Origin of the sequence: Streptomyces clavifer (assembly GCF_036345975.1) — a bacterium.
Taxonomy (GTDB): domain Bacteria; phylum Actinomycetota; class Actinomycetes; order Streptomycetales; family Streptomycetaceae; genus Streptomyces; species Streptomyces clavifer.
The window spans coordinates 1,712,056-1,739,052 of record NZ_CP107793.1; the positions used below are offsets into that span (position 1 = coordinate 1,712,056).

Annotated in this window: 27 protein-coding genes; 15 read left to right on the forward strand and 12 right to left on the reverse strand. The window is 71.5% G+C overall.

Features of this window, described 5'->3' with window-relative positions:
* Positions 1 to 130 precede the first annotated feature (130 nt).
* Genes OG927_RS07270 through OG927_RS07285 form a run of 4 tightly spaced genes read left to right on the forward strand, consistent with a single transcriptional unit; the run spans position 131 to position 4,301 of the window.
* Positions 131 to 1,447 carry an extracellular solute-binding protein gene (locus tag OG927_RS07270; RefSeq protein ID WP_330319864.1) on the forward strand — a complete coding sequence of 439 codons (1,317 nt, stop codon included), beginning with the start codon at positions 131 to 133 and terminating at the stop codon, positions 1,445 to 1,447.
* The gene (locus tag OG927_RS07275; RefSeq protein ID WP_056783439.1) at positions 1,444 to 2,370 is read left to right on the forward strand and encodes a carbohydrate ABC transporter permease; all 927 of its coding nucleotides are present in this window, start codon (positions 1,444 to 1,446) and stop codon (positions 2,368 to 2,370) included. The genes OG927_RS07270 and OG927_RS07275 overlap by 4 nt, the downstream gene beginning before the upstream one ends.
* A complete protein-coding gene (locus tag OG927_RS07280; RefSeq protein WP_056783442.1) occupies positions 2,367 to 3,224 on the forward strand; it encodes a carbohydrate ABC transporter permease in 858 nt (285 codons plus the stop codon). Before OG927_RS07275 ends, OG927_RS07280 begins: the two co-directional genes overlap by 4 nt.
* A gap of 42 nt (positions 3,225 to 3,266) precedes the next feature.
* Entirely contained in the window at positions 3,267 to 4,301 is a 1,035-nt protein-coding gene (locus OG927_RS07285) for a LacI family DNA-binding transcriptional regulator (protein ID WP_056783445.1), read from the forward strand.
* A 277-nt stretch (positions 4,302 to 4,578) separates the two neighbouring features.
* On the opposite strand, the gene OG927_RS07290 is transcribed toward OG927_RS07285, so the two are convergent.
* Entirely contained in the window at positions 4,579 to 5,646 is a 1,068-nt protein-coding gene (locus OG927_RS07290) for an alkene reductase (protein ID WP_330319865.1), read from the reverse strand.
* 207 nt (positions 5,647 to 5,853) lie between these two features.
* Between OG927_RS07290 and OG927_RS07295 the strand changes: the two genes are divergently transcribed.
* Entirely contained in the window at positions 5,854 to 6,360 is a 507-nt protein-coding gene (locus OG927_RS07295) for a MarR family winged helix-turn-helix transcriptional regulator (protein ID WP_209470755.1), read from the forward strand.
* Between the two features lie 34 nt (positions 6,361 to 6,394).
* Here the strand turns inward: OG927_RS07295 and OG927_RS07300 are convergent, their stop codons facing one another.
* Both OG927_RS07300 and OG927_RS07305 read right to left on the reverse strand, forming a co-directional pair.
* Positions 6,395 to 7,456, reverse strand: coding sequence for an aminotransferase class V-fold PLP-dependent enzyme (locus OG927_RS07300; RefSeq protein ID WP_209470754.1), 1,062 nt, complete (start codon positions 7,454 to 7,456; stop codon positions 6,395 to 6,397).
* A 258-nt stretch (positions 7,457 to 7,714) separates the two neighbouring features.
* Positions 7,715 to 8,443, reverse strand: a complete 729-nt coding sequence (locus tag OG927_RS07305; RefSeq protein WP_319102683.1) for a DsbA family oxidoreductase — start codon at positions 8,441 to 8,443, stop codon at positions 7,715 to 7,717.
* Positions 8,444 to 8,709: 266 nt separating this feature from the next.
* Here OG927_RS07305 and OG927_RS07310 point away from each other — a divergent pair, with 266 nt between their 5' ends.
* Positions 8,710 to 9,546, forward strand: coding sequence for an alpha/beta fold hydrolase (locus OG927_RS07310; protein WP_056783459.1), 837 nt, complete (start codon positions 8,710 to 8,712; stop codon positions 9,544 to 9,546).
* Positions 9,539 to 10,099, forward strand: a complete 561-nt coding sequence (locus tag OG927_RS07315; RefSeq protein ID WP_056783461.1) for a TetR/AcrR family transcriptional regulator — start codon at positions 9,539 to 9,541, stop codon at positions 10,097 to 10,099. The genes OG927_RS07310 and OG927_RS07315 overlap by 8 nt, the downstream gene beginning before the upstream one ends.
* 109 nt (positions 10,100 to 10,208) lie before the next feature.
* Here OG927_RS07315 and OG927_RS07320 read toward each other — a convergent pair whose 3' ends face one another.
* Positions 10,209 to 10,646, reverse strand: a complete 438-nt coding sequence (locus OG927_RS07320; RefSeq protein WP_124282689.1) for an ATP-binding protein — start codon at positions 10,644 to 10,646, stop codon at positions 10,209 to 10,211.
* Positions 10,647 to 10,777: 131 nt separating this feature from the next.
* Between OG927_RS07320 and OG927_RS07325 the strand changes: the two genes are divergently transcribed.
* The gene (locus OG927_RS07325) at positions 10,778 to 11,635 is read left to right on the forward strand and encodes a helix-turn-helix domain-containing protein (RefSeq protein WP_056783467.1); all 858 of its coding nucleotides are present in this window, start codon (positions 10,778 to 10,780) and stop codon (positions 11,633 to 11,635) included.
* Positions 11,632 to 11,838, forward strand: a complete 207-nt coding sequence (locus tag OG927_RS07330) for a DUF397 domain-containing protein (protein WP_056783471.1) — start codon at positions 11,632 to 11,634, stop codon at positions 11,836 to 11,838. Before OG927_RS07325 ends, OG927_RS07330 begins: the two co-directional genes overlap by 4 nt.
* A gap of 76 nt (positions 11,839 to 11,914) precedes the next feature.
* Here the strand turns inward: OG927_RS07330 and OG927_RS07335 are convergent, their stop codons facing one another.
* The 3 genes from OG927_RS07335 to OG927_RS07345 form a co-directional block, all read right to left on the reverse strand.
* Entirely contained in the window at positions 11,915 to 12,889 is a 975-nt protein-coding gene (locus OG927_RS07335; protein ID WP_124282687.1) for a pectate lyase family protein, read from the reverse strand.
* 238 nt (positions 12,890 to 13,127) lie between these two features.
* Entirely contained in the window at positions 13,128 to 13,739 is a 612-nt protein-coding gene (locus tag OG927_RS07340; protein ID WP_056783477.1) for a DUF1349 domain-containing protein, read from the reverse strand.
* Entirely contained in the window at positions 13,736 to 15,256 is a 1,521-nt protein-coding gene (locus tag OG927_RS07345) for an aldehyde dehydrogenase (NADP(+)) (protein WP_330319866.1), read from the reverse strand. The genes OG927_RS07340 and OG927_RS07345 overlap by 4 nt, the downstream gene beginning before the upstream one ends.
* Before the next feature lie 164 nt (positions 15,257 to 15,420).
* Here OG927_RS07345 and OG927_RS07350 point away from each other — a divergent pair, with 164 nt between their 5' ends.
* From OG927_RS07350 to OG927_RS07360, 3 genes are all read left to right on the forward strand, one after another.
* Positions 15,421 to 16,191, forward strand: coding sequence for an IclR family transcriptional regulator (locus tag OG927_RS07350; protein ID WP_056783485.1), 771 nt, complete (start codon positions 15,421 to 15,423; stop codon positions 16,189 to 16,191).
* Positions 16,192 to 16,194: 3 nt separating this feature from the next.
* Complete coding sequence (locus OG927_RS07355) at positions 16,195 to 16,668, forward strand: GNAT family N-acetyltransferase (protein WP_056783488.1); 474 nt, start codon at positions 16,195 to 16,197, stop codon at positions 16,666 to 16,668.
* Between the two features lie 159 nt (positions 16,669 to 16,827).
* Positions 16,828 to 18,279, forward strand: coding sequence for a peptidoglycan D,D-transpeptidase FtsI family protein (locus tag OG927_RS07360; RefSeq protein ID WP_330319867.1), 1,452 nt, complete (start codon positions 16,828 to 16,830; stop codon positions 18,277 to 18,279).
* A 232-nt stretch (positions 18,280 to 18,511) separates the two neighbouring features.
* Here OG927_RS07360 and OG927_RS07365 read toward each other — a convergent pair whose 3' ends face one another.
* A complete protein-coding gene (locus OG927_RS07365; protein WP_107103158.1) occupies positions 18,512 to 19,990 on the reverse strand; it encodes an NCS2 family permease in 1,479 nt (492 codons plus the stop codon).
* 218 nt (positions 19,991 to 20,208) lie between these two features.
* Here OG927_RS07365 and OG927_RS07370 point away from each other — a divergent pair, with 218 nt between their 5' ends.
* From OG927_RS07370 to OG927_RS07380, 3 genes are all read left to right on the forward strand, one after another.
* A complete protein-coding gene (locus tag OG927_RS07370; protein ID WP_056783495.1) occupies positions 20,209 to 20,781 on the forward strand; it encodes a SigE family RNA polymerase sigma factor in 573 nt (190 codons plus the stop codon).
* A complete protein-coding gene (locus OG927_RS07375; RefSeq protein ID WP_330319868.1) occupies positions 20,781 to 21,482 on the forward strand; it encodes a hypothetical protein in 702 nt (233 codons plus the stop codon). The genes OG927_RS07370 and OG927_RS07375 overlap by 1 nt, the downstream gene beginning before the upstream one ends.
* A 109-nt stretch (positions 21,483 to 21,591) precedes the next feature.
* Positions 21,592 to 22,434, forward strand: coding sequence for a pectate lyase (locus OG927_RS07380; RefSeq protein WP_056783501.1), 843 nt, complete (start codon positions 21,592 to 21,594; stop codon positions 22,432 to 22,434).
* Here the strand turns inward: OG927_RS07380 and OG927_RS07385 are convergent.
* The 4 genes from OG927_RS07385 to OG927_RS07400 form a co-directional block, all read right to left on the reverse strand.
* Positions 22,431 to 23,558, reverse strand: a complete 1,128-nt coding sequence (locus OG927_RS07385) for a dienelactone hydrolase family protein (RefSeq protein WP_330319869.1) — start codon at positions 23,556 to 23,558, stop codon at positions 22,431 to 22,433. The two genes, OG927_RS07380 and OG927_RS07385, sit on opposite strands and share 4 nt — an antisense overlap.
* Positions 23,555 to 24,658, reverse strand: coding sequence for a pectinesterase family protein (locus OG927_RS07390; RefSeq protein WP_330319870.1), 1,104 nt, complete (start codon positions 24,656 to 24,658; stop codon positions 23,555 to 23,557). The genes OG927_RS07385 and OG927_RS07390 overlap by 4 nt, the downstream gene beginning before the upstream one ends.
* Before the next feature lie 99 nt (positions 24,659 to 24,757).
* Positions 24,758 to 26,089, reverse strand: a complete 1,332-nt coding sequence (locus tag OG927_RS07395; RefSeq protein ID WP_330319871.1) for a pectate lyase family protein — start codon at positions 26,087 to 26,089, stop codon at positions 24,758 to 24,760.
* Between the two features lie 63 nt (positions 26,090 to 26,152).
* Entirely contained in the window at positions 26,153 to 26,980 is an 828-nt protein-coding gene (locus tag OG927_RS07400) for a rhamnogalacturonan acetylesterase (RefSeq protein ID WP_056783512.1), read from the reverse strand.
* Positions 26,981 to 26,997 lie beyond the last annotated feature (17 nt).

A 26,997-nucleotide genomic window follows, 5' to 3' on the forward strand; every position in this document is an offset into this window, starting at 1 on the left:
GCGCAGGGCCAACATAACCGCACAGCAACAACCATTGACAAGTGTCGGTTTCGTTTCTCTACTGTGAACGCTCACAGCGTCCTTTCGGCCACTGGGCCGATGCGCTCGCCGGTCTCGTCAGGGGAGAACCATGAAATACCGCACCGTCGCGGTGACCACCGCCGCCACTCTCGCCGCCACCGCCCTGCTGACGGGCTGCGGCTCGTCGGACGACACGGGCGACGAGCAGGCCGCTTCCGGGCCCGCCTCGCTGACGTACTGGGCCTGGGCCCCCGGCCTGGACAAGGTCGCGGACATCTGGAACAAGGGTCCGGGCAAGGAGGCCGGCATCACGGTCACCGTGAAGAAGCAGGCGTCGGGCGACGACCTCGTCACCAAGATCATCACGGCGGCCAAGGCGAACAAGGCCCCCGACCTGGTCCAGGCCGAGTACCAGACGCTCCCCACGCTGGTCTCCAACGACGTCCTGGCCGACATATCCGAGGAGGCCGGCGACGCGAAGAGCCAGTTCGCCGACGGGATCTGGCAGCAGACGACGCTGGGCTCCGACGCCCTGTACGCACTGCCGCAGGACTCGGGCCCGCTGATGTTCTACTACCGCCAGGACCTCTTCAAGCAGTACGGCCTGACGGTGCCCACCACCTGGGAAGAGTTCGCCGAGACCGCCCGCGCGCTGAAGAAGAAGGCGCCGGACAAGGACCTCACGACCTTCTCCTCCAACGACTCGGGCCTGTTCGCCGGCCTCTCCCAGCAGGCCGGGGCCAAGTGGTGGACCACCGGCGACGACAAGTGGAAGGTCGCGATCGACGACCCCGCCACGCAGAAGGTCGCCGACTTCTGGGGCGGTCTGGTCAAGGAGGGCGCCATCGACAACCAGCCGATGTACACCCCGGCCTGGAACAAGGCGCTCAACACCGGCAAGCAGGTCGCCTGGGTCAGCGCGGTCTGGGCGCCGGGCACCCTGACCACCGCGGCTCCCGAGACGAAGGGCAAGTGGGCGATGGCCCCGCTCCCCCAGTGGACGGCCGGCGAGAACGTCACCGGCAGCTGGGGCGGCTCCTCCACCGCGGTCACCAACGACTCCAAGAACAAGAAGGCCGCGGCCACCTTCGCCAAGTGGCTGAACACCGACCCGACGGCGCTCGCCGCGCTGGTGAAGGAAGGCGGCATCTACCCCGCCGCGACGGCCGCCCAGACCGGTGGGGCGCTCTCCCAGGCCCCCGACTACTTCTCCAACCAGCCCGACTTCTACACCGAGGCCGCCAAGATCGCCCAGGGCACCGCCCCCGCCTCCTGGGGCCCGAACGTGAACGTCGCGTACACCGCCTTCAAGGACAACTTCGCGCAGGCCGCCAAGAACAAGTCGGACTTCGGCACCGCGCTGACCGCCATGCAGGACGCCACCGTCTCCGACCTCAAGAAGCAGGGCTTCGGAGTCTCCGAGTGACACGCGCACCCCGCAGGAGGCCGTACGGGGTCAAGAGCGCCCCGTACGCCTTCCTGGTCCCCGCAACCGTCCTCTTCCTGCTCTTCTTCGCCCTGCCCATCGGATACGCGCTCTACCTCAGCTTCCGCAGGACCGAGGTCAAGGGGCTGGGCCTGGGCAAGGGCGCCCGCGACGAGATCTGGGCCGGCCTGGCCAACTACACCGACGCGCTCTCCGACTCGGAGCTGCTGCACGGGGCCCTGCGCATCCTCGGGTACGGCGCGATCGTCGTCCCGGTGATGCTCGGACTCGCCCTGCTGTTCGCCCTGCTCCTGGACACCGAGCAGGTCCGGCTGCGCGGCTTCACCCGGCTGGCGATCTTCCTGCCGTACGCGATCCCGGGTGTCATCGCCGCACTGATGTGGGGCTTCCTGTACCTGCCCGACGTCAGCCCGTTCCTCTACCTGGCCGACAGGGTGGGGCTGCCGCAGCCGGACCTGCTGGACGGCGGTCCGCTGTACCTGTCCCTGGCCAACATCGCGGTGTGGGGCGGCACGGGCTTCAACATGATCGTGATCTACACGTCGCTGCGGGCGATCCCCGTCGAGATCTTCGAGGCCGCACGGCTGGACGGCTGCTCGCAGCTGCAGATCGCCCTGCGGATCAAGATCCCGATGGTGGCGCCCTCACTGATCCTGACCTTCTTCTTCTCCATCATCGCGACACTCCAGGTGTTCAGTGAGCCGACCACCCTGAAGCCGCTGACCAACTCGCTGTCCACCACGTGGAGTCCGCTGATGAAGGTCTACCAGGACGCCTTCGTCAACAACGACATCTACGCGGCGGCGGCGCAGGCGGTCATCATCGCCCTGGCCACGCTGGCCCTGTCCTTCGGCTTCCTGAAGGCGGCCAACTCCCGTACGAAGCAGGGAGACTCCCGATGAGTACGCAGTCCCTTGCCACCGGCCCCCGGCGGTTCCCGCTCGTCCCGACGGCCGCGCTGCTCTTCGGCGCCCTGTACTGCCTGCTGCCCGTCGCCTGGGTGCTGGTCGCGTCGACCAAGTCCGGCAGCGAGCTGTTCTCCACCTTCACCTTCCTGCCCGGCTCCGGCTTCACCGACAACGTCGCCGACCTGACGGCCTACCGGGACGGCGTGTACTGGAAGTGGATGGCCAACTCGGCCTTCTACGCGGGTGTGGGCGCCCTGCTGTCCACCGCGGTGTCCGCGGTCTCGGGGTACGCGCTGGCCGTGTACCGCTTCCGCGGCAGGGAGACCGTCTTCAACATCCTGCTGGCCGGGGTGCTGATGCCGCCGGTGATCCTCGCCGTGCCGCAGTACCTGCTGCTGGCCAAGGCCGACATGACCGACTCGTACCTGTCGGTGCTGCTGCCGGTGATCCTCTCCCCGTACGGCGTGTACCTGGCCAGGATCTACGCCTCGGCGGCCGTGCCGGCCGATGTGATCGAGGCCGGGCGGATGGACGGCGGCGGGGAGTGGCGGATCTTCCGGACCATCGCGCTGCCGATGATGGTGCCGGGGCTGGTGACGGTGTTCCTGTTCCAGTTCGTGGCGGTCTGGAACAACTTCCTGCTCCCCTACATCATGCTCGGCGACGACGAGAAGTTCCCGGTGACCCTGGGGCTCTACACGCTGCTGCAGCAGGGATCGAACACCCCGGCGCTCTACACGCTGGTCATCACCGGCGCACTGCTGGCGATCATCCCGCTCATCGCCCTGTTCCTCGTGATCCAGCGGTTCTGGAGCCTCGACCTGCTCTCCGGCGCCGTAAAGTCCTGACAGCTCCTCAACAGGGCTTCCCTTGATGAAAGATCATGCACCATGAGCCGCACAGAACAGAACGGCACGGGACGCCGCCGGCCGCCGACGATCCACGACGTCGCACGGGAGGCCGGGGTCTCCCGGGGCACGGTCTCCCGGGTGCTCAACGGCGGTCACAACGTCAGCCCGTCCGCGCTCGACGCGGTGCAGTCCGCCATACACAAGACCGGTTACACCGTGAACCGGCATGCCCGGTCCCTGATCACCGGCCGTTCCGACTCGGTGGCGTTCCTGCTGACCGAGCCCCAGGAGCGGTTCTTCGAGGACCCGAACTTCAACGTGCTGCTGCGCGGCTGCACCACGGCACTCGCGGCGCACGACGTCCCACTGCTGCTGATGATCGCGGGGACGGAGGCCGAACGCCGCCGGAACATGCGGTACATCGCGGGGCACGTGGACGGTGTGCTGCTGGTCTCCAGCCACTCCGGCGACCCGGTGGCCGCCCAGCTGCACGATGCCGGCGTACCCCTGGTGGCCTGCGGAAAGCCGCCGGGTCAGGGGTCGAAGGTCAGTTATGTGGCGGCGGACGACCTGGGCGGTGCCCGGGACATGGTGCGCTACCTGTACGAGTCCGGGCGACGCCGGATCGCCACGGTCGCCGGGCCGCTGGACACCCCCGGTGGTGTGGAGCGGCTGGCGGGCTACCGGGCGACGCTCGCCGAGTGCGGGCTCCCCTACGACGAGGCGCTGGTCGTGCCGGGCGACTACAGCCGTGCGGGCGGCGAGGCCGCGGCCTCGCTGCTGCTGGAGCGGGCGCCGGACGTCGACGCGGTGTTCGTCGCGTCCGACCTGATGGCGCAAGGGGTGCTGACCGCACTGGAGAAGGCGGGCCGGCGGGTACCGCAGGACATCGCGGTCGGCGGCTTCGACGACTCCCCCGCGGCGCTCGCGGCACGCCCGGAGCTGACGACGGTCCGCCAGCCGTGGGACCGGATCAGCTCCGAGATGGTGCGGGTGCTGCTGGCCCAGATCGGCGGGGAGGACCCGGCCGCGGTCATCCTCCCCACCGAGCTGGTCCGCCGGGATTCGGCGTAGCACCTGTGGGGCTCGGCGGTGCCTGCGGGAGCCGGCGTGACGGCCGCAGGGCGGGGCGGCTCCCGCGGCGCCGCACGGGACCTCCCGTGGCCGCCGCACGGGCCTGTCCGCTCACCGCCCCCTGACGAGTCGTGGCTCGTCAGGGGGCGGACGCGTGCGGTGCCCAGGCATCACGGGCCCGCCTCCGCCCCGCCCGACGCCGGGTCGTGGTCAGCGCTCGCGGAACCGCCCGGTGCCGGGGCCGGTACGCGGTTTCGCGACCCGCCCCGCCCGGTGGCTAGGCCGGCAGGGCCGGGTAGTCGGTGTAGCCCTTCGCGTCGCCGCCGAAGAAGGTCGACGGGTCCGGGGTGTTGAACGGGCCGCCGGCCTTCAGGCGGGCCGGCAGGTCCGGATTGGCGAGGAACAGCGCGCCGTAGGAGATCACGTCAGCGATCCCGTCGTCGATCACCGTGTGGTGCTCCGGTCCGGTCGGCCCGTCGGAGAACACGTTCAGGACCACGGGTCCGGAGAACTGCTTGCGCAGCGCGAGGGTCAGCTCGCGGATGTCGGTCTGCTCGAGGATGTGCAGGTAGGCGAGACCGAGGGGTTCGAGCTCCGCGACGAGCGCGGTGTAGACGGCGTCGGGTGCGGGCTCCTCGATGCCGTTGTACGGGTTGCCGGGCGAGATCCGCAGTCCGGTGCGCTCCGCGCCGATCTCGGCGACGACCGCCTTGGCCACCTCGACGGCGAACCGGATGCGGGCCTGCTCGGAACCGCCCCACTCGTCGGTGCGCAGGTTGGTGTTCGGCGCGAGGAACTGGTGGATCAGGTAGCCGTTGGCCCCGTGCAGCTCGACCCCGTCGAAGCCCGCGTCGACGGCGTTGCGGGCGGCCGTGGCGAAGTCCTGGACGGTGGCGCGGATCTCGGCATCGGTCAGCTCGCGCGGCTCCACGAAGTCCTTCGGGCCCACGTGGGTGTAGACCTGTCCGGGCGCAGCGACCGGCGAGGGGGCGACCGGGGTCAGCCCGTTCGGCAGCAGGACAGGGTGGCCGATCCGGCCCGCGTGCATGATCTGGGCGAAGATGCGGCCGCCGGCCTCGTGGACGGAGTCGGTGACCCGGCGCCAGGAGGCGACCTGCTCGGCGCTGTGCAGACCGGGGGTCGCGGGATAGCCCTGACCCACCACCGAGGGCTGGATGCCCTCGGTGATGATCAGTCCGGCCGAGGCGCGCTGGGTGTAGTACTCGACGACGAGATCGGTCGCCGTACCGCCGTCACCTGCGCGGCTGCGGGTCATCGGGGCCAGCGCTATGCGGTTGGCGAGCTGCGTACCCGCGAGGTCGATGGGGTCGAACACGGTGGTCATGGGAGCTCCTGAAATTTACATGGTCGGCCAACTAAATCACCGGGCGCCACTGTAGCTCATTAATTGGCCGACCAAGGTAAAGTTCACGGGGACGTCATGAACCAGCCGGCAGCTCGGCCCCGACGGCGTCACGGACCAGCCGGCGACACGGACCCGACGACGGGAACCGGGCGACGCCACCGCGCTGAGGAGCCCTGAGGAGCCCCGATGAAGGCTGACAGCACGGCCCCCGCAGATCCCGCCTGCGCCGAGGCGCTGCCCAGTGCCGCCCGCGGCGGCCCGGTCAGCCACGCCGTTTCGCGGATCGCCAGGCTGCACCGGATCGCGGCGGGCAGGCTGCTCAAGGGGCTCGGCCTCTACCCCGGTCAGGAGCTCCTGATGATGCACCTGTGGGACGGCGGCGCGGTCCGGCAGTCGGAGCTCATCAAGGCCGTGGACCTCGACCCTTCCACCGTGACCAAGATGCTGCAACGCCTCGACCAGGCCGGACACGTGAGCCGCCGCCCCGACCCGGACGACCGGCGGGCCGTGCTGGTCGAGGCCACCGAGGACAGCTGCGGGCTCCACGCCTCGGTGCGCAGCGCCTGGTCCAGCCTGGAGGAGCACACCCTCGCGGGGCTCGACCCGGCAGAGCGTGCGGAGCTGGCCCGCCTGCTGGCCAAGGTCGAGGCGAATCTCTGCCAGGAGACCGACGGGTGCCCCGGCGCCGGGTGACCGCTCGCACCGGGACCACCCGCACCGGAGCGGTTCAGCGGGAGAGCACGTCCAGCGCGCGGTCCACGTCGGCCTCCGTGTTGTACAGGTGGAAGGACACCCGCAGATTGCCGGCGCGGTCCGAGACCCTGACCCCCGCCCGCACCAGCTCGGCTTCACGGCTGCCGAGCCCGGGGACGGCGACGACCGCCGACTCCCCCGGGACCGCCTCGTGCCCGATGCCGGCCAGCCCGGCGCGGAAGCGGGCGGCCAGCCCGGTGGCGTGGGCGTGCAGCGCCTCGACACCGATCTCCGCCAGCAGTTCCAGGGAGCGCTCCGCCCCGTGGTACGCGAGGAAGGCGGCAGGCTCGTCGAATCGCCGTGCGGTGACGGCCAGCTGCCCGACCGGCCCGTAGGTGCTCCCCCAGCGGTCCTCCGCGGACACCCAGCCCGCGTACAGCACGGGCAGCGTCTCCTGCGCCTCTTCGGTCACGGTCAGGAACGACGCACCCCGGGGGCACAGGAGGAATTTGAAGCCCCCGGTGACCGTGTAGTCGTAGGCCCCGGCGTCCAGCGGCAGCCAGCCGGCCGACTGGCTGGCGTCGAGCAGGGTGCGGGCTCCGTGCGCGTCGGCGGCCGCCCGGACCGCGTCCAGGTCGGCGATCCTGCCGTCGGCGGACTGGACGGCCGAGAAGGCGATGAGCGCGGTCTCCGGCCGCACGGACGCGGCCAGCTCCTCCAGCGGGACGTACCTCATCTTGAGGTCGCCGCGGACCGCGAACGGGCTGACGACGGAACTGAACTCGCCTTCAGGAGCGAGCACTTCGGCGCCCGGCTCCAGCGAGGCCGCGACCAGTCCCACGTGGGCGGCGACGGAACCGCCGGTGGCGACCCGGTCGGGCCCCACGCCGGCAAGCCGCGCGAAGCCGGCCCGCGCACCGTCCACCGCCTCGAAACTGCCCGCCCCGGCCCGGCGGCCCGTGGCGTTGTCGTCGGCCAGTTCCTTGACGGCCTCGACGGTCCGGCGGGGCAGCAGACCGCAACTGGACGTGTTGAGGTACGTGGTCTCCGGTGCGAACTCGGCGGCTGTGACCAGGTGGATCGTTGACGTCTCCATGCGTCCAGCCTGGCCGCCCCTCAACCCTCCGTCAATCACGAAGAGTTAAGGGGTACACCCAAGGAGTACTTATGCGTGGGGACGTTCGCGGCGTGACGCAGTCAGTCGTCAGTCGGTGGATCGCCCACCGCCCTTGTGGCTCCTGAGCTGAGCGGTACCGCGGGTAGCGAGAAGGGCCGGGGCCCGCTCATGAGACGGCCGGCCCCGGCCCTCGGGTCATCCCCTCGCGCCGGCCCTCTCAGGCCGACCGCGCCCGGGTCACACCCCGGACGTGCCCTGCGGTACCTCGCAGGCGCCGTCCGCGTCGCAGGCCGCCGCGTCGCCGCCGAGCGTGGTGAGCGTACTGACCGGACGGTCCTTCCACGCCCGCTCCAGGGCCTGGACGAAGACCTCCGACGGCTGGCCGCCGGAGATCCCGTAGCGTCGGTCGAACACGAAGAACGGCACCGCGTTGGCGCCGAGCTCCGCCGCCTCGCGCTCGTCGGCCCGCACCTCTTCGGCGTACGCCGCGGGGTCCGCCAGCACCGCACGCACCTCGTCGGCGTCCAGCCCCGCCTCCACGGCGAGGTCGGCCAGCACCGCGTCGTCGAAGACCGAGCGCTCCTCGGCGAAGTTCGCCCGGTAGGCCAGGCTCAACAGCTCGTCCTGGAGGCCGCGCGCCTTGGCCAGGTGCAACACCCGGTGGATGTCGAACGTGCTGCCGTGGTCACGCCCCTCGGCGCGGTAGCCGAGCCCTTCGGCCTGCGCGTTCGCCGCGACGTTGGCCTCCATGCCGCGGGCCTCCTCGGGGGTGCGCCCATACTTCTGCGCCAGCATGTCGATCACCTTCTCGGTGTCGCCCTTGGCGCGCCCGGGGTCGAGCTCGAAGGAACGGTGCACCACCTCGACCTCGTCGCGGTGGGCGAATTCGGCCAGGCCCTTCTCGAAGCGCGCCTTCCCGATGTAGCACCAGGGACAGGCGATGTCGCTCCAGATCTCGACGCGCATGACTCTTCTTTTCTCCAGCTCTGCCGTAGGGATGCGAAGCCGCCTCCGCCGCCCGTCCAACGTTCAACCGAGGCGGCTGATTCCCGCTGCCTCCACAGGCCGGCACCCGGCCTGTTCGCTCCCTGATCTGCGCGCATGAAACCTGAGACGCCCCGGACCGCACCCGGCACGCCCGAGGTCGGACGCGGCGGGGATCGGCGCGGGTTGACGACTGCAGCTAATGGCATTAGCTTTGCGGCTAACACCATTAACCGCGAGGAGTGGACATGACCGAGTTCCTGGAGACCCCCGGCGGCCGGCTCGCGTACGACGTGACCGGCGAGGGTGCGCTGATCGTGCTCGCCCACGGCATGGGAGACAACCGGGCGGCCTACCGCGACCTGGCCGCCCTGCTGGTGGCAGCCGGATTCAGGGTCGCCGCGATGGACCAGCGCGGGCACGGTGAGTCCAGCACCGGCTGGGACTCCTACACCCGCACCGACGCGGCAGCCGACCTGCTCGCTCTGATCCGGCACCTGGGCGGCCCCGCCGTCGTCGTGGGCCACTCGTTCGCGGGCGGCGCCGCCACCATCGCGGCAGCCGAGGAACCGGATCTGGTCGGCGCCGTCGTCGAGATCAGCCCGTTCACCCGCGCACAGAAGGTCGACGCGGGCGCCCTGCTGTCCAACGCCCGCTACCGCAAGGGCCTGTCACTGCTCATGGGCGCGGGCCTGATGCGGAGCGTCGGGCTGTGGAAGCGCTACCTGGACCACGCCTACCCCGGCACCAGGCCGGAGGGATACGCGGCGCACATCGCCGCGCTGGACGCCGACCTGCGCAGGCCGGGCCGGATGGCGGTCGTCAGCAGGATGGGCATGTCCCCGCCCACGGATGCGGGCGCCCGACTGGCCGGCGTCCGCTGCCCCGTACTGGTCGTCGAGGGCACCCTGGACCCCGACTGGGCGGACCCGCAGGCCGAGGGGGAGGGCATCGTCGCGAGCCTGCCCGCAGGACTCGGGCGGCTGGTGATGATCGAGGGAGTGGGCCACTACCCGCACGTGCAGGCCCCCACCGAGGTCGCCGCCGCCCTGCTGGCCTTCCTGAAGGACGCCCCCCGTGCCTAGGGCCGCACTGTCCGCGGACGCGGTCGTCGCCCTCGCGCTGGAGACCGTCGACCAGGCCGGCCCCGCCGCCCTGACCCTGTCGGCGGTGGCGGGCAGGGCGGGCGTCGCCACCCCGTCCCTCTACAAGCACGTGCGCAACCTCGCCGAACTCCGCGACCTCGTCTCGGCGCGGATCATGAACGACATGGCCGACGAGGCCGGCAGGGCGGTGCTCGGCCGCTCGGCCGACGAGGCGATCCGCGCGTTCATGAAGGCCTGGCGGGACTACACGCTCCGCAACCCGCACCGCTACGCGGCACTCCTCCAGACCCCCGAGCCGCGCACGGCCGAGGCCGGGGCACGCCTTCTCGACATCATCCGCGCCGCACTCCGCTCGTACGGCATGACGGACTCGGCGGCGATCCACATGGCCCGCTGCCTCCGCGCGGCCGTCCACGGCTTCGCGGTGCTCGAGACCGACGGCGCGTTCGGCCTCCCGGAGAGTCTGGACGAGAGCCATGACCTGCTCGTCCGCATGGTGATCGCCGGGGCCGGGGCGCCCCGGCCGACCTAGGGTCCTCCGGGCGGCACGCCGGATCGGGGTCCGGTGCCGTGCGTCGCGTGCGGAGGGAGGGAGTCATGACGACCGACGGCAACGCCGCGAAGCGACCTGCGGCCGTCGGTCACCCCACCGGTCTCGCGTCGATCTCCGCCCAGACCGTCTTCCCCGAGGGCGGGAACGGCCGCACCCCCCACTCCGCGGCGAGTGCCTCGACGACGACCAGCCCGTACCCGTCCCGGGACCGTACGGGAAGGCGTTCCCCTCGCGGGTCCGTGACCTCGATGCGCAGCCCTCCGGCGGGCAGGACAGCGAGCCCGAGCCGGAAGCCCCTCCCCTCCAGCCGTCCGTGCAGCACCGCGTTGGCCGCCAGTTCGGCGACGACGAGTGCGGCGTCTTCGGTACGTCCGCCGTGCCGTGGTCTGCCCCACGCGACGAGCTGCTCGACGGCGAGCAGTCGGGCCAGCCGGGCACCTCGCCTCGTGGCGCTCAGCAGTTGCGTGAACTGCGGGGCCGGTGCCGTCGTCTCTTGCCCACCCGTGTGTACGGATTCACTCTTCACGCCACCCAGCGTGACCGTGTGACCGTACGCTGACCAGGAGTGACGGCGGTACGCGGTGTGCGTGTACCGGTGCGCGCGGCGACCGGTACCGGTCGTCCGCCGCGTGGCGCGTGGGACGGAACGGGACAGCGATGGAGCTGACGGACGCGATCGGTGAGAACGACGACTCGGAGGGCGCGGCGGACCTGTTCCGCGTGATCGGCCGCCAGGTGCGACTGCTCCGTGAACGAGCGGACCTCACCCAGCGGGAGCTGGGTGAGCGGCTCGGCTACAGCGAGGACCTGGTCCGCTCGTTGGAGCGCGGACGCCGGACGCCGCAGCCGGAGTTCCTGGACGCGGCGGACGACACCCTGGGGGCGGGCGGGCTGCTGCGGGCCGCGACGGAGGACGTGGCGCGGGCGAAGGCCAGGGCGCGGGTGAAGCATCCGGCGTGGTTCCGGGACTACGCGCGGCTGGAGGCCGATGCGGTGGAGGTCCACGAGTACGGCAGCCACGTCGTGCCGGGGCTGCTGCAGACCGAGGCCCACGCACGAGCCCTCTTCGCGATGCGCAAGCCCCTGCTGGACGACGCGACCATCGAAGTCAGGGTTGCCGCACGGCTGATTCGGCAGGAGCTGCTGACCCGGTGGCCTGCACCGATCCTGACGTGCATCATCGAGGAGTCGGTGCTGCGCAGGCCGATCGGTGGCGCCGAGGTGCATACGGACCAGCTCGAGAAGCTGCTCGAGCTGGGGCAGTTGAGGAGTCTGGAGCTGCAGGTCATGCCCACCGAGCGCGACACACACGCCGGTATGGGCGGCCCCTTCATCCTCCTGGCGCCCAAGGGACGTCCCCAAGTGGGCTACCTGGAAGTCCAGAACGTCAGCAGGCTGGTCACCGATCCGGACGAGGTCCGTATCCTGGCTGCACGCTACGGCAGCATCAGGGCGCAGGCGCTCAGTCCATCCGATTCCCTGGCTGCCATCAAGGAGTTGCTGGGAGCGGCATGAGTATCGACGGCTCTGCAGGCACGGTGACATCCCTCGTATGGGTCACGAGCACCTACAGCTCCAACGAGGGCGGAGCGTGCGTAGAGGTCGCCGCCACCGGCCACGCCGTCCTCGTACGCGACTCCAAGGACCTCACCCGCCCCCACGTCACCGTCTCCCCCACCCGCTGGGCGCACTTCGTGCGCTACGCCGCGGACGCTTGAGCGCGCGCCGCAGGATGCGGCAGCGAAGGGGTGTGCGGCCCGCGTCCGGGCCGCACACCCCCCGTTCACGCGAGGGTCAGAGCTTGCCGGCTCCGGCGCCCGCGGTCACCGATGCGGGGACGGACGAGGCCGGCTCGGCCGTGTAGGAGTACGGCGGCTTGGTGAACGAGCCGGTCCTCGAGATCTCGGTGGCCGCGCCGCCGAGGTCGTTGCCCCGCTGGACCACGTAACCGTCCTCGTCGCTGCTGCGACTGGTCGTGATCGCGATCTTCGTGTTGCGGAAGACGTTGTTCTCGACCAGCATCTGCGCGCCCATGCGGGAGTGCACGGCGGTGTCCGCGCCCTCGACGTAGTTGTCGTAGAAGTGGCCGGTGCCGAAGCGGAGGCTGGGGATGCGCGAGTAGATGTTCTGGAAGTGGTTGTGGTGGTACGTCACGCGCAGGTGGCCCTTGTCCTCACTCCCGTTGTTGTCGCTGTGCCCGACGAGGCTTCCCTTGTAGTGGTTCTTGAAGGTGTTCCAGGAGACCGTGACGTTGTCCGAGGCGTGCGTGATGTCCAGCAGGCCGTCGTAGTAGTCCTTGTCGTGGTCGCGGTCCGCGAGGAAGGAGTTGTGGTCGATCCAGACCTTGGTGGAGTTCTGGACGGTGATGCCGTCGGAGGGGGCGAGCGGCTTGCTGATGTTCAGGTTGCGGATGACGATGTTCGTCTCGCTCTTGAGGCGCAGGCCGCCGCCGGTGAATCCGGAGGAGGAACCGACGCCCAGCACCGTGGTGTTGGAGCCGACGTCGACCTGGCCGCTCAGCGAGATGAGTCCGCTCACCCTGACCGTCTTGGCGGTGTCGCCGGTGACAGCGGCCTTGAACGCGGCGAGGGTGCTGACGGTCGTGGCGGCGGCGCTGCCGCCGCCGGTCGTGCCCGCGCCGAAGCCCACGGGGCTGGACTCGGCGGCGCCTGCGGAGTGGGGGAGCACCGCGACGGTGAGAGCCGCGACGGTGGTGGCTGCGGCCAGTGCCGTGACGCGGCTTCGGCTGCTGCGGAGACGGGTGCGCATGGGGGGTCCCTTCTCGGTACGACGGAGTGCGGGGTGCACTCATGGGTCGCCACCGGTGGCCCGCAGGTTGCCGGGCCGGGACAACTGATTCACGTACGTGGAGCATGACGTGGGTATGTGACCCCGCCGTCGGCTCGGGGCGCGGCCGGGCGGCAGGGTCGGCCGCCCGGGAAACGACTCACCCTCCGGCCGGGGCCGGAGGGTGAGCACCGCTGTGCGCCGGGGAGCGTTACCCGGGTCAGCTGCCGTCGCGCAGGTCACCGAGGCCGGTGGGCCGGAACTCGATGCGGTCGAACGACACCTCGCACCCTTCACCCGTGGGCGACTGGACCAGGAAGCCGGCCCGGAGCGAGGCCCGCTCCTGCTCCGTACCGAGGGTGAACACGCGGACGAAGGTCCACTTCTCGCCGTCGGCCGACGCGTGGAAGGCGAACGCGCTGCCCGTACGGCTGAGCCGCAGCCAGACGGTGTCGCCCTCCACCTCGGAGGAGTTGGCGTCGTCGGAGTGGCCACGGGTGACGACCGTGCAGATCGTGGGACGGGCCGGGGAGAGCTCGAAGCAGAGCTTCGCCCAGTCCCTTTCCCCGGCGTGCAGGTAGAGCACGCCCGCGTCGAAGGCCGCCGCGAAGCCGACCTTCACCCGGGCGGACAGCTGGAAATCACCCTCCGGCACGGCACCGAGCAGGCGCGGGGCGTCGGAGGCGGACTCCAGGGAGTCGCCGTCCGGCGGGACGAAGCGGTCCTGCCGGGCACCCGCCCGGCCGGTCAGCACACCGTCTTCGTACGCCCATCCGCCCTCGGGGCCGAAGGCCTCCAGGGCGAAGGGCAGCTCGGGAAGTCGCTCGCTCATGCGCGCCGCCCGTCGACCCGGCGGGGCAGGCCCTGCGGGTTGTCCTCGCGCAGCTCCGCCGGCAGCAGGGCGTCGGGCGTGGACTGGTAGCTGACCGGCCGCAGCCAGCGTTCGATCGCCGTGGCGCCGACCGACGTGGAGGTGGAGGTGGTGGCCGGGTAGGGGCCTCCGTGGTGCTGGGCGGGAGCGACGGCGACGCCGGTCGGCCAGCCGTTGACCAGGACGCGTCCGGCCAGCGGGGTGAGCGCCGAGAGCAGGCCCGCGGCGCTGCCGTCGGCCTCCTCGGTGGCGATCTGGAGGGTGGCGGTGAGGTTGCCGGGGAGCCGGGAGAGCACGGTCGTGATCTCGTCCTCGGAGTCGTAGCGCGCGACGACGGTGACGGGGCCGAAGCACTCCTCCAGCAGCGCGTCGTGCGGGCCCTCTTCGGCCAGCCGTCGCGCGGGGACGGTCAGGAAGCCGGCGGAGACGGTGTGCTCGCCGCCCGCTCCGGGGGTGACGGGGGCCTCCACGTCCGGGAGCGCGGCCCGTTCGGCCACTCCCGCCACGAAGGCGTCCCGCATCCGGTGGTCGAGCATGACCCCGGCACCGGTGTCGCTGACCGTCTCGGTGAGGGACTTCAGCAGCCGGTCACCGGACTCGCCGGACGGAGCGAAGACGAAGCCGGGCTTGGTGCAGAACTGTCCGGCGCCCATGGTCATGGAGCCGCCGAGCCCGGCACCGATCTGCTCGCCCCGTTCCGCGGCGGCCGCCGCGGTGACGACGACGGGGTTGAGGGAGCCGAGCTCGCCGTGGAAGGGGATCGGGACGGGACGGGACGCCGCCGCGTCGAAGAGGGCCCGCCCGCCGCGGATGGAACCGGTGAACCCGGCGGCGCCGACGAGCGGATGCTTCACGAGCTCGACGCCCGCGTCGAATCCGTGAAGCACACTCACGACGTCCTCGGGCAGGCCGTGCTGTGCGGCGGCCCTGCGCAGGAGCGAGGCGCAGAGCTCGGACGTCGCGGGATGGTCGGGGTGCGCCTTGACGACGACCGGGCAGCCCGCGGCGAGCGCGCTCGCCGTGTCACCGCCGGGGACGGAGAAGGCGAGGGGGAAGTTGCTCGCCGCGTAGACGGCGACGACGCCGAGCGGGATCTTGTAGCGGCGCAGGTCCGGCCAGGGCGGGGTCCTGCTGCCGTCCTCGTGGTCGATGTGGATGTCGAGGAAGGCACCCTCCTCGACGACCTCGGCGAAGGCCTTCAACTGCGCTGCCGTGCGAGCGAGTTCGCCGGTGAGGCGGGCCGGGCCGAGGGCGGTCTCCGCGTCTGCGGCCTCGATGACGTGCTCCCGCGCCCCGGCGAGCAGATCGGCGGCCGTCCGCAGGAACGCGGCGCGCACCGTGCGGTCGGCCAGCGCGTCGCGTACGGCATGCGCGGCCCGGACCGCGCGGTCGACCTCCTCCGCTGTAGCCTCCACGGCAACCTGCTCACGCGGGTTCCCGGTTCGGGGGTCGACACTCCAGACTGGTGCTGCTGCCACCGTGTTTCCTTCCGGTCCACTGCCACACATCAGGAGTTGTTCGGTATTCTGAACAGCGTTCCTGATCGTGAATACGCAAGGGACTCTATTTCCGGGCGTTCCGGTTGGCAAGAAGTCGCAGCGTTGCGCAGGTAGTACAAGAAGGCTGGAAGGGGCATAGGGCGATGTCGGTTGCCGAGTCCGGTGGGACACAGGTCAAGTCTGCGGTACGGACGGTGGAGCTCCTCGAATACTTCGCGGGGCGCCCCGGTATGCACTCGCTGGCGGCCGTGCAGGAGGCCGTCGGCTACCCCAAGTCCAGCCTGTACATGCTGCTGCGGACGCTCGTGGAGCTGGGCTGGGTCGAGACGGACGCGACGGGCACGCGGTACGGGATCGGGGTGCGCGCCCTGCTCGTCGGCACCTCGTACATCGACGGGGACGAGGTCGTCACCGCCGCCCGCCCCACCCTGGACCGGCTCTCCGACGACACCACGGAGACCATCCACCTGGCCCGCCTGGACGGGACGAACGTGGTCTACCTCGCCACCAGGCAGTCCCAGCACTACCTGCGCCCCTTCACCCGCGTCGGCCGCCGGCTGCCCGCGCACTCCACCTCGCTCGGCAAGGCACTGCTGGCCACCCACAGCGACGAGCAGGTCCGCAAGATGCTGCCCGAGACGCTTCCCGCGCTCACGGAGCACACCCTCACCGACCGCGAGAAGCTGATCGAGGAACTGCACCTCATCCGCGAGCAGGGCTACGCGGTGGACCGCGAGGAGAACACGCTGGGACTGCGCTGCTTCGGCATCGCGATCCCGTACCGCACCCCCGCACGCGACGCGATCAGCTGCTCGGTGCCGGTGGCCCGGCTCACTCCGGCACACGAGCAGATGGTCAAGGACGCCCTGTTCGACGCCCGTGACCGGCTGACCCTCGCGACCCGGAGGCTCTGACCGGTGCACATCGCCCTGCGCGAGGTCAGGGACGGCGACCTCCCGCTGTTCTTCGCGTTCATGAGCGACCCGGAGGCGACCCGGATGGCTGCCTTCACCAGCGCCGACCCCTCGGACCGGGCCATGTTCAACGCCCACTGGCAGCGCATCCGCGCCTCCGACACCGTGATCATGCGCACGGTGCTCGCCGACGGTGCGGTGGTCGGCAGCGTCGGGGTGTACGGGGCGCCGGCCGAGCGCGAGGTCACCTACTGGGTGGACAGGGCCCACTGGGGCCGGGGGCTGGCGACCGCCGCGCTGCGGGCGCTCCTCGACGCCGTACCGGAGCGTCCGCTGCACGCACGGGCCGCGGCCGACAACGCCGGTTCGCTGCGGGTGCTGGCGAAGTGCGGCTTCACCGTGACCGGCACGGACCGGGGCTACGCCCAGGCGCGCGGCGAGGAGACCGACGAACTGCTCCTGCGGCTCGACGCCTGACCCGTCGGCGACCGTCCGTCCCGGCTCCGGGGGCCGGGACGGCGCTCCGCCGTGGGGCGGGGCGGGGCGGACCGTCACCCCGGCCCGGCGGCTGAGAATCGGGTGAGAAGGGACACGAGCGGGAACGCCCCCGTCGTGCCCGCTCGTCCCTCCATCGGGATGAACAAGACAATCAGGCGCGCCTCGGTCTTCTGTCTGCTCATGGTTCTCGCCCTGCTGGTGCGGGCGACCTGGGTGCAGGCGTACGAGGCCCGGGCGCTCGCAGACGACGAACACAACCGGCGGAACACGATCGCGCAGTACGCGCAGCCGCTCGGTGACATCATCGTGGCCGGATCCCCGGTCACCGGTTCGAAGGAGACGGACGGCGGAGATCTCCGCTACAAGCGGACCTACACCCGGGGCGAGCTGTACGCGGCGGTCACGGGTTACAGCTCGCAGGCCTACGGTGCCACCCAGCTCGAAGGCATCTACAGCAAGGTGCTCGACGGCACCGACGACCGGCTGAAGGACCCCGCCGCGGTCCTGACCGGCGAGCGGGCGGCCCCGGGCCAGGTGCTGACGACCATCGACCCGGACGTCCAGAAGGCGGCCTTCGAGGCGCTCGGCGACGACCGGGGAGCGGCCGTCGCGATGGACCCGGAGACCGGCCGGATCCTGGGCATGGTCTCCTCCCCGTCGTACGACCCGTCCGGCATCAGCGGGACGGCCGACGGGGACGCCTGGCAGAAACTGCTCGACGACGAGGACAAGCCGCTGGTCAACCGGGCACTGCGGCAGCCGCTCCCGCCCGGTTCGACGTTCAAGCTGGTGGTGGCGTCGGCGGCGCTGGAGGACGGCCTGTACGGCTCGGTCGACGAGCCCACCGACAGCCCCGACCCGTACACCCTGCCCGGCACGACGACGGTCCTGTCGAACGAGAACCCCTCCGCCCCCTGCGAGAACGCCACGCTGCGCACGGCACTCCAGTACTCCTGCAACAACGTCTTCGCGAAGGTGGCCGCCGATCTCGGCCAGGACAGGCTGAAGGCGATGGCGGACGCGTTCGGATTCGACACCGAGAAGCTGGACGTGCCGGTGCGGGCCTCCGAGAGCGTGTACCCGACGGGCATGGACAAGGCGCAGACGGCGCTGACCGGCATCGGGCAGTTCGAGGTGACCGCGACCCCGCTGCAGATGGCCATGGTCTCCGCCGCCCTCGCGAACAGCGGTGAGCTGGCCGCGCCGCACATGGTGTCCCGGGTGACGGACGGCGACGGCTCCACACTGCAGGAGTTCGAGGACGGTGACACCGAGCGGGTCGTGTCGGAGTCGACCGCGGAGCAGCTGCGGAGCGCGATGGTCACCGTCGTGGAGGAGGGTACGGGCACGAACGCCCGGATCGACGGCGCCGAGGTGGGCGGCAAGACGGGCACGGCGCAGAACGGCGTGGACAACAGCAACACCCCGTACGCGTGGTTCACCTCGTACGCGAAGGACGAATCGACCGGCAGGCAGGTCGCGGTCGCGGTGGTCGTCGAGGACTCGGGGGCGGCCCGCTCGGAGGTGAGCGGCAACGGTCTGGCGGCGCCGATCGCCCGGAAGATGATGAAGGCGGCGCTGGCCGGCTGACATCGCGGCCCGGCGCGAGCCTCCCCCCGGCTCCCGGGCGCGGTCTCCGGTCTCCCTGACGAAGCGACGCCCGCTCGCCGCCCCCGTGCCCCGGCCGGTCCGGGAGCAGGGCGCCGTGCGGCCCGGCATCCGCGGAGAGAAGGGGCAGGGGCCTCTCCTCTCCGCGGATGCCTTCGCTCCGAGGGCGACCGCGGCTGTCGCTGCCCCGGTTCAGCTCGCGTCGACGGAGCCCTTACTTCACTCCGAGCAGCTGCTCGATCGGGTCGATGGCGAAGTACACCGCGAACAGTGCCGAGGTGCCCCACATCAGCCAGTGGACCTCCCGGGCCTTGCCGAGGACCGTCCTGATCACGACGTAGGCCAGGAAGCCCGCCCCGATGCCGTTGGTGATCGAGTACGTGAAGGGCATCACGGCGATCGTCAGGAACGCCGGGACGGCGATCTCGTACTTCTCCCAGTCGATGTGCCGGACCTGGGCCATCAGCAGGAAGCCGACCGCGATCAGGGCGGGTGCCGCGGCCTGGGCGGGGACGACGGTGGCGAGCGGGGTGAGGAAGAGCGCCACGGCGAAGAGTCCGCCGGTGACCAGGGAGGCGAAGCCCGTACGCGCGCCTTCGCCGACGCCCGCCGCGGACTCGATGTAGGAGGTGTTGGAGGAGGAGGACGCCGCGCCGCCCGCGACGGCCGCCGCCCCGTCGATCAGCAGGACCCGGCCGAGATTCGGAACCTTGCCGTCCTCGTCGAGGAGGCCCGCCTCGTGGGAGACGCCGACGACGGTGCCCATCGTGTCGAAGAAGTCGCTGAGCAGCAGGGTGAAGACCAGCAGCACGATCGTGACGACGCCCACCTGCTCGAACGCCCCGAAGAGGCTGAAGGAGCCGAGCAGGCCGAAGTCCGGGGCGGCCACGAGGTCGTCGGGGACGGTCGGGACGGTCAGGCCCCAGGCGGCGGGGGCGATGTCGGCGATCTCGTTGATGACGACCGCGACGACGGTCATCACGACGATGCTGATGAGGATGGCGCCCTTCGTCCTGCGGGCCAGGAGCGCGACGGTGAGCAGCACTCCGAGGCAGAAGACCAGGACCGGCCAGCCGGACAGCTGTCCGGTGAGGCCCAGCTGGACGGGCACGGAGCCGGTCTCACCGGGGATGCGGGTGGCGAACCCCGCGTCGACGAAGCCGATGAAGGCGATGAAGAGACCGATGCCGACGCTGATCGCGTACTTCAGGGCCGGCGGGATGGCGTGCATGACGGCCTCGCGCAGCCCGGTGACCACCAGGACGCAGATCAGCAGCCCCTCGATGACGATGAGGCCCATCGCGTCGGGCCAGCTCATCAGGGGTGCGATCTGGAACGCGACGACGGCGTTGAGGCCCAGCCCGGCGGCGATGGCGAGCGGCAGATTGCCTCCGAGGCCCATGATGACCGTCATCACGGCGGCCACCAGGGCGGTGGCGGTGACGAGTTGGGGCCCGGACAGGTGGTTGCCGAACTTGTCCTCGGCCGAGCCGAGGATGATCGGGTTGAGCACCAGGATGTAGGCCATCGTGAAGAAGGTGGCGAAGCCGCCGCGTATCTCACGTCCGAGGCTGGAGCCGCGGGCGCTGATCGAGAAGTAGCGGTCGACGGCGTTCCCCCCGGCCGGGGGCGGGGTCGCCGGGGACGGGGTGTCCTCGCTCTTGCTCAAGGTCGGTTCGGCTCTGTCCGGCATGACACTCCTCTGTGCGTGGGAACCCGCGACGGGTAGCTGGATTGTTCACCTGTCACAGGGGGTTCAGGTTTTCGCCGTGTTACGCCTTACTGGATACGCACCCGCGTCGAACCGCTTCCGGGGTGCGCGTTGGTACGCTCTCGTCCCCGCGAACGGGAGTGTGAACGTACACAGCCCGTTCGAGTGTGCGGGGATCCACGTGCAGAGAGGAGGTACCCGTGGGCACAGTCGTGGACGATTCCGCTGCCGCCGAGTTCCATGCGTTCTTCGAGGCGCACTATGCCGAACTCGCGCGGCTGGCCCATCTCCTGACGGGCGAGGCGGACGCGGCGGACGACCTGGCGGCCGACGCGCTGATGGCGCTGTGGCACCGCTGGGACCGGGTGAGGGGTGCCGACCACCCGGTGGCGTACGCCAGGGGGGTCGTCGCCAACCTGGCCCGTACGCGCATCCGCAGCGCCGTGCGCGAGCGCCGCAGGATCGCGTTGTTCTGGGCGCCGCGCGGTGCCGGGGACGGGTACGCCGTGGACGACCCCGACGTGTCCGCGGTGGTGGACGTCCAGGACGCCCTGCGCCGGCTGCCGTTCCGCAAGCGGGCATGTGTGGTGCTGCGTCATGCCTTCGACCTGTCCGAACGGGACACCGCACTCGTCCTGGGTGTATCTGTCGGTACGGTGAAGAGCCAGACCTCGCGCGGTGTGGCGGAACTGCAACGGCTGCTCGGACCCGAGTCACCGGCCGCACGGGTACAGGTGGCGGTCGCGGCGCAGCGCACCGGAGGAAGGCACTGATGGACGAGGACCTGCGTGAGCGGCTGCACACCGCCGCCGCTTCGCACCGCCCCGACCGGGAACGCATGCTGGCCCGGATCGAGCGCGGCATGGCCGAGGAGACTCCGGTCCGCGTCCCGCGCGCCCCGCGCACCCCGAGGCCCTGGCTGCGGGTCGCGGGTGCCACGGCGGCGGTGTGCGGGGTGCTGGCGGCCGGTGCGTTCGCGGCCACCTCGGCGGGCCCCGGGGAGCCGGAGGGCGTGCGCGGGGTGGCGGCCCGGCCCTCCCCCGCCGCACAGGAGCCGGTCCGGGGCGGGGCACTGCCCGCCGAGAACGGCCCCCTGTGGTCCGACGGTTCGCTGGACCCCCACGGCAACAGGTTCTGGTCGCAGAGCAATGTGACGGTCAGGACCACCGAGCCGCTCTCCGCGCTCACCGTCGAGCTGCGGATCGCGCTGAACGGCGGGGTCAACACGACCGGGGCCTGGCGCTCCCTGCCCGAGAAGGACTTCAGGACGGCGGTCCGCGAGGAGGACGGTTACCTCGTCTACCGGTGGACGCTGAAGCCGGGGCGCAGGGTGCCCGTGGGCACGCACACCTTCGCGGGTCAGTACAACCACGCGGAGGGCGTCCGCGACGCCGGGCGTGACGACTACACGGCACGGGCCCGTGCCGCCGGAGGACCGGCCGCGGTGGGCGGCGACTTCTCCGAGTCCCGCTGAGCACGGGGCGGGTGAAAAAAGATCCGGAGGAGCGGCAACCCTTCCGGGGGGTGGCGGCGACCAAGAGGCGAAACACTCCCCCCCGCCCCCTAGGAACGGAAGACCGAACATGACGGAACGAGCCGCACTCCGGCCCAGCCACCGCCGCCGCCCCGGCCGCCGCCGTATGGCCGCGGCGCTGACCGCGGCGCTGGGTCTCACCGGCGCGGCCCTGGCCACCAACGTGATGCTCCAGCCGGCCGGCGCGGCCGCCGCCGCGGTGCCCGCGTGGCCCACGGCCAAGGGCAGCCAGGCCGTCTCGTCGACCATCGAGGTCTCGGGCACGTACGACGGCGGGCTGAAGCGCTTCTACGGGAGCGGCGACCTCGGCGACGGCGGCCAGGACGAGGGCCAGGACCCGATCTTCAAGCTGAAGGACGGGGCGACGCTCAAGAACGTCGTCCTCGGATCGCCCGCCGCGGACGGCATCCACTGCTCCGGCAGCTGCACGCTGCAGAACGTCTGGTGGGAGGACGTCGGCGAGGACGCCGCGTCCTTCAAGGGCACGTCGACCGGCTCCGTGTACACGGTGTACGGCGGTGGCGCCCGGAAGGCCTCCGACAAGGTCTTCCAGTTCAACGGGGCCGGCAAGCTGGTCATCACGAAGTTCCAGGTCTCGGACTTCGGCAAGCTCGTCCGCTCCTGCGGCAACTGCTCCAAGCAGTACAAGCGCGAGATCATCGTCAACGACGTGGACGTGACGGCACCGGGCAAGTCCCTGGTCGGCATCAACACCAACTACGGGGACACGGCCGCGCTGCGCTCGGTCCGCATCCACGGCGACAGCAGCAAGAAGATCAAGCCCTGTGTCCGCTACACGGGCAACAGCACGGGCGCCGAGCCGAAGGAGACCGGCAGCGGCCCGGACGGCACGTACTGCCGCTACACCGCGTCGGACCTCAGCTACGGCTAGGAGCGCGGCAGTCGAGGCGCCCCCGCCGGGCTGGTCCCGGCGGGGGCGCCGAGCCATGTGTCCAGCCACGCGTACACGGCGTCCTGCATGTCCGCCGTGAAGACGTGGCCGTGTTCCGGCCACACGGTGGTGGTGAGCCGGCCGCCCGCTCCCTGCTCGTCCCACACGGCACGCATCTTCGCGAAGGCGCCCGCCACCCCGGCCGCCGGGAACAGCGGGTCCTGTCCGCCCGCGTGGAACAGGGCGGGTTTCGGGGCGGCGAGGGACGCCACGTCCGGGATGTCGAGGTGCCGGTGGAGTCCCGGGTGGAGCGTGAAGTACGCGGACTGGCCGCGCAGGGTGTTGTTGCCCGGGACCAGCATGTCCTTGAGGCCCGTCATCCAGCAGACGGCGGCGGCGGCCCGGATGTCGTCGGAGAGGGCGGACAGCTGCCAGGCGCGGTAGGCCCCCATGGAGAACCCCAGGGCCCCGATCCGGTCTTCGTCGACCTGGGGCAGGGAGGCGAGGAAGGCCGCGGCCCGGATGTCCTCCTGGGCGGTGAGTCCGGCCAGCGAGGTGCCCAGCTGGAGGAGGTTGGCGGCCAGGGCCTGCTGGTCCGCGTAGGCGAGCGGTCCCCTGTCGCCCCAGCCCAGGGTGTCCACGGCGAGCACGGCATAGCCGCGGGCGGCCAGTTCGTCGCCCACGAAGCGGCCGCCGTAGTAGGCGTCGGCCCACGCGGTGGCGCGCGGGAACCGGGCGGGGTCGGCCCAGGGGCGTACGACCTTCTCCCGGCCGATGGAGAATTCGGACCCGTGGTCGTGCAGCAGCAGCACCGCGGGGAAGGGCCCCGTGCCGTGCGGCAGCAGCAGCGAGCCGCGGGCCCGCGCGTACCGGCTGAGGGCGAACTCCACGGTGCGCCCGGAGAACGGGCCGGCCGGGCGTTCGTCGCGGACCGTCGGGGCGAAGGGCCCGGGGCCGGGACCCGGGGGCCGCAGCAGTGCCTCCGCGGCCCTGGCGCGCGCCTCGGCGCGCCAGGCCGGGAAGTCCCGCGTCCTGGAGTTCTCCCGGGCGAGCGGGAAGGTCAGCCCGTCCTTGAGCTGCTCGTAGAACGCGGGAAGCACCCGTTCCGTGATGCCGTCGCTCACGCGTACGGGCGCCAGTCGCCGAGGTAGGCGCCAGGGGTGTGCGAGCGGGCCTCGGACGCGCTCAGCTGGGGGCGTTCGGCGGGGACGGTGACGCGCGCGCCGGGGCCGGTGTTGCGGTACTCGGCGAAGCGCTGCTCCTGCCACGGGAAGCCCGACGACATGGTGGCGTACGGCGTGACCGCGTCGATGCCCGCGCCGAGCCCGCTGTCGCGGACGGTGAGCATCGGACGCGCGGTGAGGTCCGAGGAGGGCACCCAGGGGCGGGCCAGCTTGTAGTACCCGTCGGGGGCGGTGCTGGTGACGCGGGAGCGCAGGACCAGGTAGCCGTGCGGGTTGGCGCCGGCGGTGCTGGGTGCGAAGACGAAGCCGTACGGGGCGGAGACCGGGCCGCTGCGGGTGAGGGCGCGGAAGTGGCAGCGGTCGTAGACGGCGGTGGCGCGGCCGAAGACGAAGTCGACGTCGCCCTCCACGTAGCAGTCGCGGTAGTACTGGCGGGCGAAGACGGTGAGCGCGGGGGAGTCGGCGTACAGGGTGTCCTGGTGGCCGAGGAAGCGGCAGCCGTAGAACGCCGAGCGGTCGCCCTGGACCTTGATCGCGACGGCCTGGGTGCCGGTGTACTCGGGGTTGTCGGAGCGCAGCCAGTCGTTGGCGAAGGTCAGGTCGTGTGCGGTGAAGCCGGCGGCCTGGACGGTGACGGAGGCCGAGCCGCTGGTGCCGTAGGTGCCGGAGCCGTCGGGCCTGGGGGTGCCGGCCGCGCGGTTGTGGACGATGACGGTGTCGCGCGGGTCGCCGCTCGCACCGATCAGGGTGAGCCCGGTCCGGGCGGCGGCCACGGTGACCGCGCCGCGGTAGGTGCCCGGGGCGAGCACCAGGGTGTGGCCTGTGCCGGTGGCGGCGTCGACGGCGGACTGCACGTCGGGGTGGTCGCCCCGGCCGTGCGGGTCGACGTACAGCGTCAGGGGGTCTAGGCGGCGGGCCGGTGAGCCGTAGCGGCCGAAGGGCCGGGGGCGTGAGGGGTGTGCGTGTGCGGCGGGGGCGCCGAGGGTGAGGACGGCGGTCCCGCCCGCGAGCAGGGACAGGGCACTGCGTCGGCTGAGCATGGCGGTACTCCTTCGCGGGGGCGGGCGGGGGCCGGAGCGGCGCTCTCCGGGGTGGTGGAGAGTGTGCGGTGCCGCTCCGGCCGGTTCAGGTGCGCGTCCTCAGCGGCCCGGTGCCTTGCCGGCGCCGGCCTTGAGGGCGACGAGCACGGGGACGACCAGCGGGTGGTCGACCCTGGTGCGCAGTTCCGGTGTCCACCCGGCGCCCTCGGTGAGCTGCTCGGTGGGCACGCCCGCGTTGTGCACGGCGATCAGGTCGGTCTTCCGGCCGTTGACGTAGTTGTTCTCAGCCGTGAGGGAGGACTCGGACCACTTCTTGAGGAGGGTCGCCCGGTCCAGGCCGGCGGGCACGGTGAACGCGTTGTGCTCCGCGACGAGCTTGGACTCCGCGCCGATGCCGTACGTGTAGCCGTAGGCGCTGCCCCGGGTGGCGACGAAGTGGTTGTTGTACGAGTCGACCTGGCCGAAGCGGACGCGGGGGGCGCGCTCCTTCACGTCCTTGAAGAGGTTGTGGTGCAGGGTGACGCGGAGCTTGCCTCGGTCGCTCGCCCCGGCGCCGTCGCTGTTGCCGATGAGCATGGTCTTGTCGTGGTCCTTGAGGACGTTGTACGAGACGGTGACCAGGTCGGCGCCGCGCACGATGTCGAAGAGGCCGTCGTGCTGCTGGTAGATCTGCCCGAAGTAGTGGGGCTGGCCGGCGTCGGGGCGGTCGCCGTCGCTGAAGGTGTTGTGGTCGACCCAGACGTGACGGGAGCCGTAGACGACGAGGTTGTCGTACTCGGAGTTCCAGGCGCCCTCGTCCCCGTCGGTGGGGTCCCACTGGGGGAAGCAGTCGTAGGTGTCCTTGAAGGAGATGTTGCGGACGATGACGTTGGAGACGTTCTTCACCTGGAGGCTGGCGCCGATGATGGTGGCGTCCTTGCCGACGCCGACGAGCGTGGTGTTGGACGGCACGTTGACGTTGACCGCGGCGGCCTGCAGCTTCGCGGAGGCCGCGCGGGCGTCCTCCAGGGGGCCGGACGGGACCTCGTCCCTGCCCCAGACCTCGGGGTCGTAGGCGGCGAGGTAGTTCTCCAGGGTGTAGCCGCCCTGCTGGTACGCCTCGCAGCCGATCGGGGTGCCGTTGACGTCGGAGTTGCCGTGGACGGTGCCGGCGATCCTGACGATCTTCGGTGCGTCGCCGGCGTCCTTGAAGGCGGCGATCAGCTCGGCCCGGTTGGTGACGGTGTAGACGTGCTCGGGCGTGGCCTGCGAGCCGCCCGTGGTGGACCCCTCGGCCGCGGCCCAGCCGTCGCCCGCGGGAAGGACGGCTCTCTCGATCCCGTTGCCGTGGCGCGGCGGGGCCGCCTGGGCGGGGACGCTCACGGCGAGGGCCACCGAGGCGCAGCCCATCACCACGGCGATGGCGCGGACGTGACGCATGCGTGCGGGCATGGCGAATCCTTAACTGTCGTACGGAGGAGGAAGGAAGGGTGGTGCGCGTCGGACGGGTGGGCCTCAGACCGGCTGCGGCCAGGTGATCCACTCGGTGGGGACCCGGGTGTCGAGCCGGCGTACGTCACGCGGGGCGAGGACACGGCCGTCCAGCAGGGCCCGGGCGGTCGTCCGGGCCACGTCGACGGCGCCCGCCGGCCTGAAGTGGGTGTTGTCCTGCTTGCCGTCGGGGTAGTTGGGCGACTGACCGGGCTCCAGCCAGTTGAAGTACGCCTCGGTGCCGTCCGGGCCGAGCTCCTGCCAGCGGGCGAGCGAGAGGGCCTGGACGTCGAGCAGGGGTACGCCCTCCTCGACGGCCAGGGCGGCCATCGCGGCGGGGTACTCACCGTGGGTGGGCTTCGCGGTGCCGTCGGCGGCGAACCGGCGGCGCTCGACGGAGGTGACCAGTACGGGCTCCGCCCGCCGGGCGCGGGCGCCCTCGACGTACTGGCGGAGGTACTCCTGGTAGGTGGTGTAGGGGTCGGTGCCGCGGGCCGGGTCCTCGGTCTTCTCGTCGTTGTGACCGAACTGGATGACGAGCAGGTCGCCGGGGCGGACTCCCCCAAGGAGTGCGGTGAGGCGCCCTTCGTCGATGAAGCTCTTGGAACTCCGGCCGTTCACCGCGTGGTTGGCGACGGAGAGGTGGTGGCCGAGGAAGAAGGGCAGGGCCATGCCCCAGCCGGTCTCGGGCGCGGCGTCGGAGTACTTCTGGGCGGCCGTGGAGTCGCCCGCGATGTGCAGGGTCCGCGGCCGGGGCCTGCCCCCGCCGCCGTGGGCGACCGCGGGGGTGGCGGAGAGTGCGAGGGGCAGCGCGGCGAGCGCGGCCGCCGTCTGTCTGCGGGTGAGTGACACAGGGGGACTGCCTCTCT

Coding starts and splice junctions, on each gene's coding strand:
- OG927_RS07330 (WP_056783471.1), top strand. CDS start 11,632: ATGAGTATCGACGGCTCTGCAGGCACGGTGACATCCCTCGTATGGGTC.
- OG927_RS07325 (WP_056783467.1), top strand. CDS start 10,778: ATGGAGCTGACGGACGCGATCGGTGAGAACGACGACTCGGAGGGCGCG.
- OG927_RS07310 (WP_056783459.1), top strand. CDS start 8,710: ATGACCGAGTTCCTGGAGACCCCCGGCGGCCGGCTCGCGTACGACGTG.
- OG927_RS07290 (WP_330319865.1), bottom strand. CDS start 5,646: ATGACCACCGTGTTCGACCCCATCGACCTCGCGGGTACGCAGCTCGCC.
- OG927_RS07390 (WP_330319870.1), bottom strand. CDS start 24,658: ATGCTCAGCCGACGCAGTGCCCTGTCCCTGCTCGCGGGCGGGACCGCC.
- OG927_RS07335 (WP_124282687.1), bottom strand. CDS start 12,889: ATGCGCACCCGTCTCCGCAGCAGCCGAAGCCGCGTCACGGCACTGGCC.
- OG927_RS07360 (WP_330319867.1), top strand. CDS start 16,828: ATGAACAAGACAATCAGGCGCGCCTCGGTCTTCTGTCTGCTCATGGTT.
- OG927_RS07350 (WP_056783485.1), top strand. CDS start 15,421: ATGTCGGTTGCCGAGTCCGGTGGGACACAGGTCAAGTCTGCGGTACGG.
- OG927_RS07270 (WP_330319864.1), top strand. CDS start 131: ATGAAATACCGCACCGTCGCGGTGACCACCGCCGCCACTCTCGCCGCC.
- OG927_RS07375 (WP_330319868.1), top strand. CDS start 20,781: ATGGACGAGGACCTGCGTGAGCGGCTGCACACCGCCGCCGCTTCGCAC.
- OG927_RS07395 (WP_330319871.1), bottom strand. CDS start 26,089: ATGCCCGCACGCATGCGTCACGTCCGCGCCATCGCCGTGGTGATGGGC.
- OG927_RS07340 (WP_056783477.1), bottom strand. CDS start 13,739: ATGAGCGAGCGACTTCCCGAGCTGCCCTTCGCCCTGGAGGCCTTCGGC.
- OG927_RS07285 (WP_056783445.1), top strand. CDS start 3,267: ATGAGCCGCACAGAACAGAACGGCACGGGACGCCGCCGGCCGCCGACG.
- OG927_RS07300 (WP_209470754.1), bottom strand. CDS start 7,456: ATGGAGACGTCAACGATCCACCTGGTCACAGCCGCCGAGTTCGCACCG.
- OG927_RS07295 (WP_209470755.1), top strand. CDS start 5,854: ATGAAGGCTGACAGCACGGCCCCCGCAGATCCCGCCTGCGCCGAGGCG.
- OG927_RS07280 (WP_056783442.1), top strand. CDS start 2,367: ATGAGTACGCAGTCCCTTGCCACCGGCCCCCGGCGGTTCCCGCTCGTC.
- OG927_RS07365 (WP_107103158.1), bottom strand. CDS start 19,990: ATGCCGGACAGAGCCGAACCGACCTTGAGCAAGAGCGAGGACACCCCG.
- OG927_RS07380 (WP_056783501.1), top strand. CDS start 21,592: ATGACGGAACGAGCCGCACTCCGGCCCAGCCACCGCCGCCGCCCCGGC.
- OG927_RS07305 (WP_319102683.1), bottom strand. CDS start 8,443: ATGCGCGTCGAGATCTGGAGCGACATCGCCTGTCCCTGGTGCTACATC.